The sequence below is a fragment of the Sinorhizobium chiapasense genome (assembly GCF_036488675.1).
Taxonomy (GTDB): Bacteria; Pseudomonadota; Alphaproteobacteria; order Rhizobiales; family Rhizobiaceae; genus Sinorhizobium; species Sinorhizobium chiapasense.
This window is the reverse complement of record NZ_CP133148.1, coordinates 2,065,962-2,081,304: the sequence shown is the minus strand read 5'-3', so window position 1 is coordinate 2,081,304 and position 15,343 is coordinate 2,065,962. Positions and strand designations below refer to the sequence as shown.

General features: G+C 62.8%; 20 protein-coding genes and 1 pseudogene. 6 read left to right on the top strand and 15 right to left on the bottom strand.

The genetic code is table 11. The features are described from left to right. The first annotated feature begins 136 nt into the window (after positions 1 to 136). On the top strand, positions 137 to 1,177 hold the full coding sequence (locus RB548_RS10035) for a saccharopine dehydrogenase family protein (RefSeq protein ID WP_331374777.1): 1,041 nt from the start codon (positions 137 to 139) through the stop codon (positions 1,175 to 1,177). 477 nt (positions 1,178 to 1,654) lie between these two features. Here the strand turns inward: RB548_RS10035 and RB548_RS10030 are convergent, their stop codons facing one another. Together RB548_RS10030 and RB548_RS10025 are read right to left on the bottom strand one after the other, a co-directional pair. Beyond that, positions 1,655 to 2,092 (bottom strand): nuclear transport factor 2 family protein, encoded by a 438-nt coding sequence (locus tag RB548_RS10030; RefSeq protein ID WP_331374776.1) that lies wholly within the window; start codon positions 2,090 to 2,092, stop codon positions 1,655 to 1,657. Between the two features lie 19 nt (positions 2,093 to 2,111). Next, positions 2,112 to 2,750 carry a glutathione S-transferase family protein gene (locus RB548_RS10025; RefSeq protein WP_331374775.1) on the bottom strand — a complete coding sequence of 213 codons (639 nt, stop codon included), beginning with the start codon at positions 2,748 to 2,750 and terminating at the stop codon, positions 2,112 to 2,114. Positions 2,751 to 2,858: 108 nt separating this feature from the next. Here RB548_RS10025 and RB548_RS10020 point away from each other — a divergent pair, with 108 nt between their 5' ends. After that, the gene (locus RB548_RS10020; RefSeq protein ID WP_331374774.1) at positions 2,859 to 3,461 is read left to right on the top strand and encodes a TetR/AcrR family transcriptional regulator; all 603 of its coding nucleotides are present in this window, start codon (positions 2,859 to 2,861) and stop codon (positions 3,459 to 3,461) included. Positions 3,462 to 3,508: 47 nt separating this feature from the next. On the opposite strand, the gene RB548_RS10015 is transcribed toward RB548_RS10020, so the two are convergent. The 6 genes and pseudogenes from RB548_RS10015 to RB548_RS09990 all read right to left on the bottom strand — a co-directional run bounded on the left by RB548_RS10015 (position 3,509) and on the right by RB548_RS09990 (position 6,616). Beyond that, positions 3,509 to 3,925, bottom strand: a complete 417-nt coding sequence (locus tag RB548_RS10015; RefSeq protein WP_331374773.1) for a DUF1801 domain-containing protein — start codon at positions 3,923 to 3,925, stop codon at positions 3,509 to 3,511. A 37-nt stretch (positions 3,926 to 3,962) separates the two neighbouring features. Continuing rightward, the gene (locus RB548_RS10010) at positions 3,963 to 4,097 is read right to left on the bottom strand and encodes an ester cyclase (RefSeq protein WP_408642408.1); all 135 of its coding nucleotides are present in this window, start codon (positions 4,095 to 4,097) and stop codon (positions 3,963 to 3,965) included. 229 nt (positions 4,098 to 4,326) lie between these two features. Next, positions 4,327 to 4,557: pseudogene (locus tag RB548_RS10005) on the bottom strand (ester cyclase); the annotation flags it as partial. 68 nt (positions 4,558 to 4,625) lie between these two features. Next, the gene (locus RB548_RS10000; protein WP_331374772.1) at positions 4,626 to 5,330 is read right to left on the bottom strand and encodes an SOS response-associated peptidase; all 705 of its coding nucleotides are present in this window, start codon (positions 5,328 to 5,330) and stop codon (positions 4,626 to 4,628) included. Between the two features lie 113 nt (positions 5,331 to 5,443). Beyond that, entirely contained in the window at positions 5,444 to 5,914 is a 471-nt protein-coding gene (locus RB548_RS09995) for a cupin domain-containing protein (protein ID WP_331374771.1), read from the bottom strand. A 150-nt stretch (positions 5,915 to 6,064) separates the two neighbouring features. Next, a complete protein-coding gene (locus RB548_RS09990; RefSeq protein WP_331374770.1) occupies positions 6,065 to 6,616 on the bottom strand; it encodes an Lrp/AsnC family transcriptional regulator in 552 nt (183 codons plus the stop codon). Between the two features lie 48 nt (positions 6,617 to 6,664). Between RB548_RS09990 and RB548_RS09985 the strand changes: the two genes are divergently transcribed. From RB548_RS09985 to RB548_RS09970, 4 genes are all read left to right on the top strand, one after another. Further along, entirely contained in the window at positions 6,665 to 7,870 is a 1,206-nt protein-coding gene (locus RB548_RS09985) for an MFS transporter (protein WP_331374769.1), read from the top strand. A 429-nt stretch (positions 7,871 to 8,299) separates the two neighbouring features. After that, entirely contained in the window at positions 8,300 to 9,625 is a 1,326-nt protein-coding gene (locus tag RB548_RS09980; RefSeq protein ID WP_331374768.1) for an MFS transporter, read from the top strand. Positions 9,626 to 9,767: 142 nt separating this feature from the next. After that, positions 9,768 to 10,379 (top strand): class I SAM-dependent methyltransferase, encoded by a 612-nt coding sequence (locus RB548_RS09975; RefSeq protein WP_331374767.1) that lies wholly within the window; start codon positions 9,768 to 9,770, stop codon positions 10,377 to 10,379. Between the two features lie 139 nt (positions 10,380 to 10,518). After that, the gene (locus RB548_RS09970; RefSeq protein WP_331374766.1) at positions 10,519 to 10,875 is read left to right on the top strand and encodes a hypothetical protein; all 357 of its coding nucleotides are present in this window, start codon (positions 10,519 to 10,521) and stop codon (positions 10,873 to 10,875) included. Between the two features lie 45 nt (positions 10,876 to 10,920). Here RB548_RS09970 and RB548_RS09965 read toward each other — a convergent pair whose 3' ends face one another. From RB548_RS09965 to RB548_RS09935, 7 genes are all read right to left on the bottom strand, one after another. After that, the gene (locus tag RB548_RS09965; RefSeq protein WP_331374765.1) at positions 10,921 to 11,067 is read right to left on the bottom strand and encodes a GDCCVxC domain-containing (seleno)protein; all 147 of its coding nucleotides are present in this window, start codon (positions 11,065 to 11,067) and stop codon (positions 10,921 to 10,923) included. A gap of 42 nt (positions 11,068 to 11,109) precedes the next feature. Beyond that, entirely contained in the window at positions 11,110 to 11,802 is a 693-nt protein-coding gene (locus RB548_RS09960) for an SCO family protein (protein ID WP_331374764.1), read from the bottom strand. 4 nt (positions 11,803 to 11,806) lie between these two features. Next, positions 11,807 to 12,172: a hypothetical protein gene (locus RB548_RS09955; protein ID WP_331374763.1), complete on the bottom strand. Its 366-nt coding sequence runs from the start codon at positions 12,170 to 12,172 to the stop codon at positions 11,807 to 11,809. Positions 12,173 to 12,177: 5 nt separating this feature from the next. Continuing rightward, positions 12,178 to 12,810 (bottom strand): TlpA family protein disulfide reductase, encoded by a 633-nt coding sequence (locus RB548_RS09950; RefSeq protein ID WP_331374762.1) that lies wholly within the window; start codon positions 12,808 to 12,810, stop codon positions 12,178 to 12,180. After that, on the bottom strand, positions 12,807 to 13,247 hold the full coding sequence (locus tag RB548_RS09945; RefSeq protein ID WP_331374761.1) for a DUF411 domain-containing protein: 441 nt from the start codon (positions 13,245 to 13,247) through the stop codon (positions 12,807 to 12,809). Before RB548_RS09945 ends, RB548_RS09950 begins: the two co-directional genes overlap by 4 nt. 32 nt (positions 13,248 to 13,279) lie before the next feature. Next, positions 13,280 to 14,752, bottom strand: coding sequence for a multicopper oxidase family protein (locus RB548_RS09940; protein ID WP_331374760.1), 1,473 nt, complete (start codon positions 14,750 to 14,752; stop codon positions 13,280 to 13,282). Positions 14,753 to 14,848: 96 nt separating this feature from the next. Beyond that, on the bottom strand, positions 14,849 to 15,205 hold the full coding sequence (locus tag RB548_RS09935) for a hypothetical protein (RefSeq protein WP_331374759.1): 357 nt from the start codon (positions 15,203 to 15,205) through the stop codon (positions 14,849 to 14,851). Positions 15,206 to 15,343: the final 138 nt, after the last annotated feature.

Below are 15,343 nucleotides of genomic sequence, written 5' to 3'. Positions count from 1 at the left end.
CGCTGTAGCACCCTGAATTGCTGCATGCTTCCTTAAATCGGCTCCGATTTAAGCAGGTAGCACAGTCATGCTTGACATGCTACAGACTTGTTTGTAGCGATATCGAACAAACAGGTCTGTAGCGTGGAGGAAGGCAATGACTGTTCACTCATCAGGAGCTGTGAAGCAGGATCGGACTGTGGCCGTATTCGGGGCTGCCGGGCATACGGGGCGTTTCGTCGTCTCGGAACTCTTGCGCCGCGGCTTCACCCCGATCGCCGTCGCACGCGACGTGGCGAAACTGGCGGAGTTCGCGGATCGCGGCATCGAGGTCAGGGGTGCTTCGACAGACGACCCGGACTCGCTCGATCAGGCATTCAAGGGTGCGGCCGCGATCATCAATTGTGCCGGGCCCTTTCTCGATACCGCAGATGCCGTCGCTTCCGGGGCGCTTCGTGCGGGGATCCACTATCTCGACGTGACGGCCGAGCAACCGAGCGCGCAGGCGATCTACGACAAATTCGACAAGCAGGCGCGCGATGCCGGCGTGCTCTTCATTCCGGCCATGGGCTTTTATGGCGGCTTTGCCGACCTGCTCGTTACGACAGCCATGGGCGACTGGGAGTTCGCCGACGAGATCAGGGTAGGGATCGCGCTCGACAGCTGGCATCCGACGCAAGGCACGCGCATAACGGGCGTGAAGAACACCGCGCGGCGCATGATCGTTGCCAATGGTGAGCTTGCGCCGGTGGTTCAGCCAGCCGCCGAAATGGACTGGGATTTCCCGGCGCCGTTTGCGCGCCAGAAGGTCATCGAGCTCCCGTTTTCCGAGATCGTCGTGATTTCGCGACATACGCGGTCATCCGAGCTGCGCACCTATCTCAATCGCACCGCGCTGAGCGACGTTCGGGATCCGGCGACGCCGCCGCCCAAGCCCGCCGACGAAGAGGGCCGATCCGCGCAGGTCTTCCTGGTCGAGGCGACCTTGCGAAAGGGCGAGCAGATACGGCGGATCGCGGTTGAGGGGCGAGACATCTACGCCTTCTCGGCGCCGCTCATCTGTGAAGCCGTCCAGCGCATTCTTGACGGCAGGGCGCGAGGCAGTGGGGCGCAGGCGCCGGGTGCCGTTTTCGATGCCCGCGACTATCTCGACGCACTGGCGCCGCATAATCTGTCATTCGTGGTCGCGGATCATTGAACTTACGCAATTCCGGACGGAAAACCGTTAGACACTTTTCCTGGAACTGCTCTGGCTGGCCAACAGCAATCCTGCCTGTCTCTCTCCTGACAGGCGGGATCGAAGCTGACTTTCCAGCGCCGAGCGTCCAATCGGAAACCACAGTACACGACATAGTCCGCTTCAGCCTCGTCGGTTGCGGTACGGCAAGGCTTCTCTTCCGAGCCTCATTCCTGTGCTTGTCACAGGAATCCAGCCAGCCCAAGTCCTTGGGCTGAAATGACTCTTCCGCGCCGCAGACGCGGCGCTGCTGGATCCCTGTGACGAGCACAGGGATGAGGGCGAAAGAAGCATCCGCCAATGCCACTTAAGTTGCCGTCATATACTGTGATGGGACGCGCAAAGGTCGCTGTAGCACTTTGATTTGCTGCCTGATTTTGTCCTTAAAACGATCCCGATTTCAGGAATCATGCAGTAGCCCTGCTGGCTATGTGGAGGTCAGCCGCTCTTCACATATCCCTGGGCCTCCACGATCCGGCCGTTCAGCACACGCATGAGATTTACCCCACGCACGGAATCGCGGTGCTCCGGCCCCCAGATCAGCCGCCAGCGGATTTCGCCGCGATCGCCGCGCGCGATGATGCTTTCGGTTTCGAAGTGCGCAGCGGGCATCGTGGCGATCTTCGTCCAAAGCTCCAGGCAGGCTGCCTTGCCTTCATGACGGGAGCCGTCCGGTGCCGGCTGGGTGTTTTCGATGACGCAATCATCGGCAACGAGATCCTGCAGGGCCGCAGGGTCGTGGTCGAGGAACACCTGGTTGAAGCGCGCCAGAATTTCGGCGGTCCGGAGGCTTTCCGGGTCTTTGAAGCTGGCCGGATCCTTGAAGCTGGCAGGATCCTTGAAGCTGGCCGGGTCTTTGAAGCTATCGCTTGTCATCATGACCTCCCTGTTCGCCTCACGCCGTTGCGTGCGGCGCGAAGAACACGCCATTGGCGCGATGGGCGAGCCGTTCGGCGCGGAGCGCTTCACGCACCGCAGGACGAGCGCCGACCCGGCGCATGAACGCTTCGAGCCCCGGCCAGCGCGACAGATCGATGTCCAGCCACGGAGACCAGTTGAGGCAGACGAAGAGATAGACATCCGCGACGCTTAAGCGGTCGCCGGTCAGGAAGTCTCCGGCAAACTGGGCCGATATCCAGTCGAGACGGGCCGTGACATGCTTTCGAAGCACATCCTTCACCGCGGCATAATCGGGATAGAACATCTGAACCATCGGCTTGTGGAGCTCGCTCGACACGAAGTTCAACAGCGACTGGATGCGCCGGCGTTCACGGACATCGCGCGGTGCGAGGTCGCCAGACGGCTTGATGTCGGCCAAGTGCTGGACGACTGCGGGGCCTTCCGTAAGGATCTCGCCGTCGTCCAGCACAAGCACCGGCACGTATCCGTTCGGGTTGATGGCAAGAAAGTCCTCTCCGTCGCTGGTCCTCTGCGTTCCGCGCTCGACCTCTATGATTTCGATATCAAGTTCGAGTTCCCGCGCGATGATGTGAGGCGACAGGGAACAGGCCGCCTGCTGGATATAGAGCTTCATGGGTTCCTCCGATCTCGAAATAGGTCGGGCCTGACTGCTGCTCGACATTTATACGAGTTCGCATATAATTCAGGTAACGTCAATCTTTTTATGCGAGTTCGAATATAAATGACCAATGCAAAACGCGGGCGGCCGGTGCAATACGATCGGGAACAGGCACTTGAGCGCGTGAGCGATCTCTTCTGGTCGGCTGGTTTCGCCGCGACATCGCTTGACGACCTCAGCGCGGCAACACAGATGACACGTCCGAGCCTCGCCGGAGCATTCGGCGACAAGGAGGCCCTGTATATTGCGGCGCTAGAGCGTTACCGCGACGCCGGTGTGGATGCCTTGAGAGAAACCCTGAGCGGCAAGCTGCCGCTGAGGACGGAACTGGCAGAGGTCTTGCGCAAATCGGCGGACGTATACATGGCGTCGACGGACGCGGCGCGCGGGTGCCTGCTTATCGGAACCGCGTCGGTCGAGGCCGTGCACCGGCCGGCCGTTCGTCGCGTGCTGCAGGAGAGCCTCGCCGCTTTCAATGCCGTTCTGGAGGGGCGTATTCGCAAGGCAGTTGCCGAGGGCGAGCTCGACCCGGAAGCAGACGCCGCCGGGCTGACATCCGTGGCCTCGGCGATCATGCATTCGCTCGCCGTTCGCGCGCGAGCCGGCGAGCCGCGGGATGCGCTCGACAAGCTCAGCGGCGCGGCAATCGACCTGATCTGCGGGTAGATGCGCCGCGAACGTCCGGAATCGGCGCGCTGCGCTGCCCAGACAGATCAGGCGCTCTTCGGTTTCTTCTGCGAACGGGCAGCTTTGGCCGACGTGTTCAGCGCCACGGCGGCGCGGATCAGTGCCTTCATCGCTTCCTCATCGATCTTTTCACCCTCGCGGATATCGATGGCACGCCGGGTGTTGCCTTCGAGGCTGGAGTTGAAGAGGCTTGCGGGGTCCTCCAGCGAAGCGCCCTTGGCGAAGGTCAACTTCACCACCTGCTTGTAAGTCTCGCCGGTGCAGATGATGCCGGCATGCGACCACACCGGAACGCCCCGCCATTTCCACTCTTCGATGACTTCGGGGTCGGCCTCCCGGATGAGCGCTCGAACCCGGGCGAGCGTTTCGCCCCGCCAATCGCCAAGCTCGTCGATTCTGGCATCGATCAGCCGAGAGGGAGAGTCTTCTGCTTTTCCGTCCATCGGATCACTCTTCTTCATGGTTGCGTCGCTTTGGAAACTACCCCAGCTGAGTTTCAATCGCACCCTTGTCTATGATCGACCAGACCCTTTCGATCCGTCCCTCCACAAGCTCGTAGAAGACATTTTCGGCGAACCGGACCTTCCGGCCGTTGACGGGGAGGCCAAACAGCATGCCTCTACTGCATGTTTCCTTAAATCGTAGTCGATTTAAGGATAAAAACATGCAGCAACTCAAAGGGCTACAGCGTCCTTTGCGCGTCTGATAAGACGCGCGGCGCTGTAGGCGTGCAGTCGAAACGCAGGCGGCTCGCAATCACTGCATGTTTCCTTAAATCGCAGCCGATTTAAGGAAAAAAACATGCAGCTATTCAAAGTGCTACAGCGTCCTTTGCGCGTCTGATAAGACGCGCGGCGCTGTAGGGCGGCTCGCACACCAGCAGCTCGATGTCGAAATAGAGGTCGGGTATCGCGTCGAAATCGCCTTCGAGCATCTTGCGATAGCCCGAGAGCCCGATCCGCTCGCCGTTGTAATGAACGTCGTCATGAACGAACTTTCCGAGGTTCGGCCAATCCTGGTCGTTCAGGCACTGAATGTAGCCTCGGTAGAGGTCGGAAAGTTCGGCTGTTGTCATGACCGCTGCTCATTCCCGCTTACATTCGCTCGCCGGGCAATTGGCTGGCTTGATCCAAATGGTTCCTGTCAATCGACCGGATCCAGGATGTCCGCGGAGTCGTTCTTGGGCGACCCGACCTTTCTGTCGATCGGCCACATGGTCATCAGTTCGGCCGGGAACGGCGTCATCAGGTCGTAAGGGTCCGGCTCCGGCGACAGCCAACGCGCATAGTCTTCCGGGTGCAGGATAACGGGCATCCGGTCATGGATCGTCGCCATCATGTCGTTCGGCGGGCAGGTGATCACGCAGAAGGTGCGAATATCCTCGTCGGTTTCGGGATCGCGCCAGGTCTCCCAGATGCCGGCAAGCGCGAAGGGCTCGCCGGAACGCATGGCAATCGCGTATGGCTGCTTGTTCTTGCCGGTGCTGTAGATGTCCTTCCATTCGAAGAAGCCGTCGATCGGAATGAGGCAGCGGCGGTTCGCATAGGCCCACTTGAACATGCCATTGGTCGAGATGCCTTCGCGCCGCGCGTTGATCGGCGGCCGGCCGGGTCGCTGTTGCTTCATCCAGCCGGGAACGAGGCCCCATCGCGCACTGACGAAGGTTGGCCCGAAAACGTCCGGATCCCGGACCACGTCGCGGATGATGATCGGGTAGAAAAGCGTCGGTGCGCCATTGTAGCGGGGAAACTGGTTCGCCAGCGCTTCGGCGCCGGCCTCGCGCTGGGCGAAGGAGAAGGCGCGAAACAGGCCTTCCAGCGTGCTCTTGATATAGACGCGTCCGCACATCGGCTATTTCTCCCTCCGGCTCAGAAAAGGTTAGCGCGGCGGTTGCTGCCGTCAACCGCCGGACCGGCCGGCACGCCGCGGCTTCCGTGAGATCGATGAGCGAGGGAAGGCGGTCATGCTCCCAGTCCGAGAGCCAGCGTCATCTCGTTGATGATCCCCAGACGCGCTTCAATCACCGCGATCTTCTCGGGGGTATCTGCACGAGAAGCCTCGATGTCGATAAACAGTTGCTCGAAACCACCCGGCGTGGCGGTGCCGAACATCTGGCCCGGCTCGTCGCCTATGTTTCGCCAGGCGTGTCGCACATGCGGTGGCAGAACGACGACGGCACCCGGAGGGGCGTCGAACTCGTCGTCGCCGCATTGGAAACGATAGAGACCGCGTATGACGCGAAAGACCTCGGTCTCGCGTGTGTGTGTATGAGGGTGGGGCCCCCCTCCGGGCGGCGTGAAGGTTTCCCACATCGCGAACGCGCCTCCGGTCTCTGCAGCCGTGACATGGATCACGACCCTTGCGCCGAAAGGCGTTCTTGCGATGCGTTCTTTGCCAGGCAACGAGACAACTGCATTTCGGAAAGTCGACATGGCTACCTCCCGGCGCCGCGCGTCCAGTCAGACGTGCAAGGGACGCCGTAGCACTTTGAGTTGCTGCATGTTTCTGTCCTCGAACCGGCACGATTTAAGGAAACGTGCAGTAGTCGGTTGCAGCCTCTATAGCATATCGCGGGAAGGTGGTTAATCCTGATGAGCCACGCCTTGTTCTTGGCCTTTCACCAGGGTCGGCCATTCGCTCGTCGTGCCCGGCTGCACCGGCCGCTCCAGATAGGTCGAAAGCACCACATAGCTGCGTGTCGCCTTGACTCCGGGCGTGTCGTAGAGGCGCGCCAGCAGCCCTTCGAGCGCGTGGGTGCTTTCGGTCCGAACCTTGAGCAGCATGCAGGTGTCGCCCGCGACCGAGTGGATCTCCTCGACCTCAGGATGCTGCTCGATCGCAAGCAACGCCGGCGTCTTGCCCCAGCCGGTCGTGTCGACATGGACGAAGGCAAGCAGCGTCTTGCCCACCGCCTCGGGATCGACCAGAGCCGCCACGCGCCGGATCGCGCCCGAGCGCCTGAGGCGCTTCACGCGCTCGTGCGCGGCCGGCGGCGAAAGGCCGACGCGTTCGCCGAGTTCGGCGTAGCTCGTGGTGGCGTCCTCGACCAGAACGCCTAACAGCTTTCGGTCCATCGCGTCGAGTTCACGGTCGGCGCGACGCTTCCGCCGAATGTCATCTGTATTTTGGTCCATTCCGAAATCGCCTCTTGTTGCCGAATGCAGTTCTGCAAATATGCGGCAATGACGAACCTCAATCAATCCATTCCAGGCCTATCCGCGGAGAGGGCGCGCATCCCGCCCTTCGCCTTCGTGCTGACCACATGCATTGGCGTCATCGGCTCCAACTCGCTGGCGCTCGGTCCGATCGCGCCGGAAGTGGCGCGGAGCCTCGGCGCGGATGTGCCCGCCGTGATGACCGCTTCGGGCGCCTTCGGTCTCGGCACGGCGGCGAGCGCCGTCTTCCTTGGTCGCCTCATCGACCGCCATGGCCCGCGCCGCATGCTGGCGGCGGCGCTCATCCTGCTTGCCGCCGGGCTTGGCGGCAGCGCGGCCGCGCCGGCGCTGCCGCTGCTGGTCGCTTTCCAGCTCATCGTCGGCATCGCCGCGGGCGTCGCGCTTCCCTCCATCTATACACTCGCCTCGATCATCGCGCCGGCCGGGCGCGAGAGCGAGACGATCGGCCTGGTGCTGACCGGCTGGACGCTCAGCATGGTGGCCGGTGTGCCGCTGTCGGCGGCAATCGCCGATTTCGCCGGGTGGCGGACGGTTTATATCGTCGTCGCCACCGCAACCCTTGTCGCCTGCGCCGCTGTCCGGTTCGTCGCCGGCACGGAGGATGCAGTCACGGACGATTCAGGGGGCAGGCAGGTTGGTGGGGTGAGGGCGACATCGCCGCTCGCGGCGCTCGGCGTTCGCGGCGTCGCGCCGCTTCTTTCCGCCTGCGCGGTGTTCATGGCGGCCTTCTATGGTGTCTACGCCTATATCGGCGATCACCTCCATGCCGCGCTCGGCCTGCCTGTCAGCGCCAACGGCCTCGTTGCGGTCTCCTACGGCTTCGGCTTCGGCGGCGCGGCCTTTCTCGACCGGCTGATCGATCGCTTCGGTGCGGGCAGGTTGCTGCCGCTCATTTTCCTCGCCGTCGCCGGTGTCTACGTCGCGATGGCGGCGGCGAGCGGCTCCTACGTTGCCATCCTGGCGGTGGTATTTCTCTGGGGGCTCGCCAACCACTTCGGGCTCAACGTGCTCATCATGCGGCTGACCGCGCTCGATGCCGCAAGACGGGGCGCCATCATGGGGCTCAACAGCGGCGTCACCTATCTCGCCCTCTTCGCCGGCACGATCGGCTTCGGCGCGGCCTATGCCGGAAGCGGCTTCTTCATGCTGCCGCTGGCGGCGGCGGGGCTGATGCTCGCGGCGGCTTTGTTCGCGGCAAGGGCGCCACGCTAGACCGCGATGACTTGAGGTCGAATCGACCTGAGATCATAAACGTGATGGATTCTAGATCATTTCATTGTTTCTCTGAAACAGTGAAATGATCTAACTATTTGAAATTACGCAATTCCGGACGGAAAACCGTTACACACTTTTCCTGGAATTGCTCTAATGAGTTGAGACGCGCGATGCGGGCGGAAAACCGCGCCGACACCGTTCCTCATCCCGCTCCAGAATTGCGGCGGCAGCCGCGGTGCCGGCCGGTATCGATGAAGTAATTATTCATAGTAACGGTACTGTGTTCGGCGAAATCAGGAAGTCGAAACAAGCCGTTACTTTGGATTCTCCCGCTTTCCGGAAGCAAGACCGGTTTTTGCTTGCCCATGGTTTGTGTTAGGATGCCCGACAATTTTGGGGGCCATGTGTTGAAACGGAGGAAGAAACATGGCTATCCAGGCCCCGACGGATTTCCGCCGCGTGATTGTCGCCGCGTCGGTGGGCAACATCATCGAATGGTATGACTTCTATATTTTCGGCAGCCTGGCCGCGGTGCTGTCGGTCAAGTTTTTCGAACCATCGCATCCGGTCGCCGCACTCTTGAGCACCATTGCGCTGTTTACCGCAGGCTTCCTGATCCGTCCGCTGGGAGCGTTTCTCTTCGGCTGGATGGGTGACAGGGTCGGCCGCAAATACACGTTCCTGATCACGTTGAGCGGGATGGGACTCGGTACCGGCGCGATCGGCCTGATCCCGACCTATGAGGCGATCGGCCTCACCGCCGCATTCCTGCTCTTCGGCCTCAGGATGATCCAGGGCCTGTGCCTCGGCGGCGAGTATGGCGGCGCCATCACCTATGTCGCCGAGCATGTGCCCGATGAAAGCCGCGGCTACTACACCGGCTGGCTCCAGACCTCTCCGACGCTCGGGATCGTCGTGTCGCTGGCGGTGGTCATCGCCACGCGCACCTATTTCGGCAATGAGGTCTTCGAGGCGTGGGCGTGGCGCGTACCATTCCTGCTGTCGTTCCTGCTGGTTGCCATCGCCATCTACATCCGGCTCCAGCTCCGGGAGACGCCGATCTTCGCCGAGATCAAGGCCAGGGGGCAGACGACCCGAAACCCCTGGAAGGAAGCGTTCCTCAGCTCCAACATGAAGTATGTCGGGATCGCCACCATCGTGCTGATCGGGCAGGGGGTGGTCTGGTACAGCGGCCAGTTCTGGGCGCTCTATTTCCTGCAGCAGGTTTCCAAGGTGGATGCGCTGAGCTCGTCCTACATCGTCGGCGCAGCGCTGCTCCTTGCAACGCCGAGCCTGATCCTGTTCGGGTGGCTCTCCGACATCGTCGGCCGCAAGCCGGTGATCCTCGGAGGCATGCTGCTCGCCGCGATCACCTACTACCCGCTGTATCTGTGGCTCGGAACGGTGACCCAGCCGGACAACATCAACTATCCGACCGCGATCTTCATCATCTTCATCCTCGTGTGCTACGTCGGCATGGTCTATGGGCCGGTCGGGGCGTTCCTGGCGGAATATTTCCCCGGCAGGATCCGCTACACCTCGGTGTCGGTGCCCTATCACATCGGCAACGGCTGGGGCGGCGGCCTCGTGCCCTTCGTCACCTCGGCGGCTTTCGCCGCGACGAACAGCATCGGCTACGCGCTGATCTATCCGATCGTCGTTCCCGCCATATGCTTCGTGCTCGCACTGATCCTGATGCCCGAGACGCGTCAGGTCAGCATATGGCAGCCGGCGGAGCCAAGGGCCGGGTGAAGGCGCCCGCATGGCGCCGTGCGTCTGCGGACGTGCGGCGCTACGGCGGATTAACAGGCGGCACCACCCACTTTCCAAATTATCTCCGTTGCAACATGATCCAATCTATCGAGACGCGCGGCCCGTGGCCGGGGAGGAAACGATGGGCATCTACAGCGACGTCATCCTGCCGAAACTCTGCGATTGTTCCATGCGCAACGAGCGACTGCTTCCCTATCGCGAGCGGGTGATCGGTGCGGCGGAGGGGCGCGTCCTGGAGATCGGCAGCGGATCCGGCCTCAACCTGCCGCACTACCGCCCGGCGGTCCGGGAAATCCTGGCGCTCGAGCCTTCGCCTAGTCTGACGGCCATGGCGCGCCGCGTGCCGCATTCCGCGATCCCGGTCAACTTCATCGAAGCGTCCGCCGAGGCGATCCCGCTCGATGACGGGAGCGTCGACACGGTGGTGACGACCTGGACCCTGTGCACCATCCCCGGGGCGGCGACAGCACTTGCGGAAATGCGCCGCGTGCTCAGGTCCGGGGGCAGGCTGCTCTTCGTCGAGCACGGGCTTTCGCCCGACCGCGGTGTGCGCTGGTGCCAGGATTGCCTCAACCCGATCTGGCGGCGCATCAGCGGCGGCTGCAATCTCAACCGTCCGATCCGGTCGCTGATAGAGGAGGGCGGCTTTCGGGTCGACCGGGTCGAGACCGGCTATATGAAAGGGCCGAAGCCGATGACCTTCATGTATGAAGGCAGCGCCCGGCCGCGATGACGGAGACCCGTACCGGTCTCGGGCCTATGCGAACAAGCTTTGTCATAAATTATTTACTTATCGATTGAACCCCGCAGCAACATCTCTCTGCTAACAATGAAGCTTTCAAAGGTAAGCATTGAGCGGTGAGATGTGGATATTGCTTTATATACTGGCCTTCATTGTCCTGACTATTGCCAAGGGACGACAGGTGCACAGGCTGCTACGCAGCCGCAGCTACAACTGGAAAAGCTCCGGCTTCATTTTCCTCGCCTGGTCGGCCGTGAGCCTGCCTTTCATTGCAAACGCATGTGACGAGGCTGCCTGCCGATGGAGCCTGAATTTTGGCTGGTGGGCCAACCTGCTTCATCAGCTGTCACCCTTCGACAGGCTTGATGCCGGCACGATGGTCACGGTGGTGATGCTCACCTATATGGTCCTGACGATCTGCTTCCTCGGCCATTGCCTTGGATGGGCGCTCTATGGAAGCAGAAGACTCCTTCGGTTTGCGGTGTAGCAGGGCTTCTCCTCTGGAGTTGGTCCAGCGGTGACCCCGCAAAACCTACTCGCAGCATCGAAGCTGCTGTTGTGCCGGGGGACACTTCACCGAACCGAACGAACAGAACACGCAGCAGTCCCCGGGGCGGGGACGCAGCAGTGTCCTGCAGTTGGTACACTCATAGTAGAACTGGCAGGCATCGGTCGGCATGGTCTCCCGCCGGCCGAAACCGCAATGGGGACAGGTCAGCAGCTACCATGGCAGCGATCCTTTGAGCTTGTCCCAGAAGCCGGGCTGCGCGTGCGGGTGCGGCTTCTGGGGCCGGTTTGTCAGGGCGTTGACGAAGACGACGAGGTTGACGGGTTCGAACTTCAGCCCGTGAAAACGGGCGCGGAGGCGGCCGTCCTGGTCGATCACGTGGGTGACGATCCCGTGCATCTGCATGCCGTCCTCGCCTCCGGTGAACTTGAGGCCGTAGGCCTCGGCGATCCTGCGCGTCGCGTCCTCGGGCTTGTCAGGCGAAGAGGTCAGGAAGACCCAGTTTACGGGATCGAGGCCGTGCGCCTCGCCGTAGTCCCGGAGCACGGCCCCCGTATCATGCTTCGGGTTGGTGGTGATGGTGACGAACTCCACTATCTCCTTCATCGGCGTCTGGTTGATCATCTTCTGAATCTCGGCGATCCGCTCGGCGTGCAGCGGGCAGACGTCCGGACAGTTGGTGTAGACGAAATTGAGGACGACGACCTTGCCGCGGAGGTCCCCGAGGCCGACGGTGCGGCCCGCCGCGTCCTGCAAGGTGAAGGCGGGCGCACCGCTGTCCACGGGCTGGAAATACTGCTCCTTGTCGCGGAGGTCCTGATCGACCTCCTCGAGCGAGTGCGCCAGCGCAGGTGCGATCGCGGCGAGCATCGTGAAAACGAACGTTACGAACTGCAAGACGCGCATGGGGTCACCTGTGAACGGCTGTCGTCTCGTCGCACTGTCTGGACGAACAGCACGACCTCGGCATATCGAGCGCGCCGGTGGTTGCGTCGCTCTCCGGAGGAACGGTCGATGACGCACTGTTCGGAGAGCCCATCATGCGGTTCATGCAAAGCCCGAGCGCGCACATGGCGACGCAGGCAGCGATGCTCAGCAGCAGCGGCGCGGCACCGGCGGCGGTTAGCCAGCTCCAGTTGAGGACCGCACCGAGGCCCAGCACGAGAGCGCCCAGCATGATGAGGCCTCGGCGGCCCCGCTGCCACGGCGGCAGCCTGTCGGCGAAAGGCAGTGAGGGTGCGCGGGAATATGCATCTGTTGAATGGGGTGTGTCCATGGCGATTACTCCTTTTTGCGAGGCGCGGCCAGGCGCTGCGCTTCGACGATCGATTTGAGGAAGGCGACCATGTCCGGCGCATCCCATTCGGCGGGTCCCATCAGGCGGCGAAGCTCGCGTCCCTCGGCGTCGATCAGTATCGTCGTCGGCAAGCCCAACGCCGCGAGGGCGGACAGCGCCCGACCGCTGGCATCGACGTGCAAGGCGAGGTTCCGCACGCCGATCTCCGAATAGAACGTCCTCACGGCCTCCGCTCCCTGGCGGTCGATCGAGAGAGCCACGACCTCGAAGTTTTGGCCGCCCAGCGCCGCCTGCAGCCGATCGAGCGTCGGCATCTCCTTGCGGCATGGCAGGCACCAGGTTGCCCACACGTTGAGCAACACGACCTTGCCGCGGAAATCCGCAAGCGTGTGCGGCCGTCCTTCGCCGTCGGTGAATTGGACCTCCGGCACGGGTCTCGGGACATCGCTGAGCACGAAGCCCTTTGGAACACCCTCAAGCGCCGGGCCGACGGGGGCGGCGCGGAACATGAATGTGCCCGCGAGACCGCCGAAGCCGACGGCCACCAGCAGAAGCAGCAGCCGGCGGCGCGGGGCGGACGCGTCGGATCGGTTGAAAATGCGGGCCATCATCGTCATTCGGTCGCGTAGACCTCCGGTGCCTTGCCGTCCTTGGGCACGGTGTAGATGACGAACTTCTCGGTTTTCGTCCCGGCCATTCCCGGCGAACCCATCGGCATGCCCGGCAGGGTGATGCCGGCGATCGGGGGCCGATCCTTCAGGAGCTTGCGGACGACGTTCACAGGCACGTGTCCGTCGACCACGTAACCGTCGATGAACATCGTGTGGCAGCCCTCCATCCCTTCCGGCACGCCTGCCTTGTGGCTGATCTCGAGAAGGTCATTTGTCGGCTTCACGTCGACCTTGAAGCCATTGTCGCGCAGATAGGCGGCATAGCCCTCGCAGCAGCCGCATTGCGGGTTCTTGTAGAGTGTCGCCTCCAGCGACTGGGCGAGCGCCGGCGTGGCGAAGGCGACGAGAGCGGTGAGGCTCATGAGGCTGATCATGCGGTTCATTTCAGTTCTCCTTTGGGTAAGTTCTGTTTGCATCAGGCGACACGCAGCACGGTCATCAGACCGGCCATCTGGTGATCGGTGACGTGGCAGTGCAGCATCCAGTCGCCGGGATTGTCGGCGACGAAGGCGACCTCGACGACATCCTTCGGTGCCATCAGCACGGTGTCCTGCCATTGACGGTGCGGCACGGGCTTGCCGTTGCGGGTCAGCACCCGCATGCTGTGGCCGTGGAAATGCATCGGATGCCACCAGGCGGTCGCGTTGCTGAGCGTCAGGGTGATGCTGCGTCCACGCTTGAACGTCAGTGCCGGCTCCATGCCGGCGTGGCCGTCGCCGGTCATCGACAGGCCGTTGATCGCCCACGCCGCTCGCGTCTCCATGCCCATCTGGCCCGTTCCCATCATGCCGCCGCCCATCATGCCGCCCCCCATCATGCCGCCCATGTCCGACGTGCCGCCCATGCTCATCATGCCGCCCTGAAGCTTCAGCGCGTGGCGTTCGGCGGAGGCAAGGTCGGGCTCCGGCAAGGGATTGCGGGGCAGGGCGAGTAGCGCGTCGAGAGGATGCTCGCGCATGGGAGCCTTCTCATCATAGGCGAGCTCAGTCAGCCGGTAGGACAGGCCGTCATAGAAATCGTCGATGACGTCGTAGCGCTTTCCGGGCTCGCCCCGCATGTCGAGCATCAGATCGACGCGCATGGCCGGGCCGAGAAGGATGCGGCCTCCCTCGGGCTCGTGCGGATCCGAGGGCTGGCCGTCGATGGCGACGATCACCGGGCGGTGTCCCTCGAAGCGCAGCGCCATGATCCTTGCAAGCGAGGTGTTGACGAGGCGCAGGCGGACGCGTTCGCCGGCGCGGAAGGGCTCCGCCTCGGAAACGCGGCCGTTGAGGGTCACGGTGTTGCCGACCCGGCCGGACATCGCCGCCTCCATGCCGTTCCCGAAGCCCGCAGCAATGCGGGCGCCGTCGGTCAATCGCCAGTCGGAAACCACCCAGAGAAGGTCACGATCCACCGCGGGAGGCTCGCGTTCCTCGACGATCAGCGCTCCAGCGAGGCCGCGGCCAAGCTGCTCCAGGCTGTTGGCGTGCGGGTGATACCAGAAGGTGCCGGCGTCAGGCGGCGTGAACTCGTAGACGAAGCTTTCACCCGGCCTGATCGGTGGCTGCGTCAGGCCCGGCACCCCGTCCATGGCAATGGGAAGCCTTATGCCGTGCCAATGGACCGTGGTTTCCTGATCGAGGCGGTTTTCGACCACGAGGCGCGCCGGTTCGCCTTGGCGAAGCCTGACGAGCGAGCCGGGCACTTTGCCGTCATAGGTCCAGACATCCGTTTGCGGGCGACCGTCGCCGGTAAGCCGCGCACGGGCCGGTGTCGCGACGATCCGATATTCGCCCGACGCGGCGGCGCGCACCGCGAAAGGCGGCAGCGCGCTCGCAAGCAGAAGGCCCGTGCCGGCCTTAAGCAAGGCCCGCCGCGACACACGGCTATTGAAGATGCTATTCACATTCGTTCCTTCCGATCATCGTGGATGATAGAGCACGTCGGTGAAAAACCGGCGCGGATGTTCCTTCCCCGGCTTGCTTGACGCGACAGCCGGAGATCAGCCGATGTCGGAGGTTCGTGGTGGGTCTGGATCGGGGGGCGGGGGCGTGCCGTCGAGAAACAGGTCGCGGGCGACGGCGGAAGCCGGTTTCTCGCCGTCCGGCACCACTGCCGCAAGGGGAAGCGGCGCCAAGACGGGGGCGGCACAGACATTGCCGCAGGCCATAGCCTTCATACTGTTTTCGGGCTGGTCAGGGCAGTGCTGGCAGTCACCGTGATCAGGCGTGGCCATGTCGGACATCGTCGCCATCCTGGCGGCCATGCCGCTCGCCTGGGCGACCGACAGGCCCATCCCCGCGGCGACGAAGATCGCGAGGAGCAAAAGAACAAGCTGTCGGACCGACCTGTGCTTCATGACGAAAGAATCGCGCCGAACGTCCGCGAATACAAGCCTGGATGCGTCCATCCGGCGGCCCGCGCCGTCAACAGTGCGTTATCCTGCGCGCGGTGACGTATCATCGGAAAAACAGATACTTGATCAGGGCGGCAATAA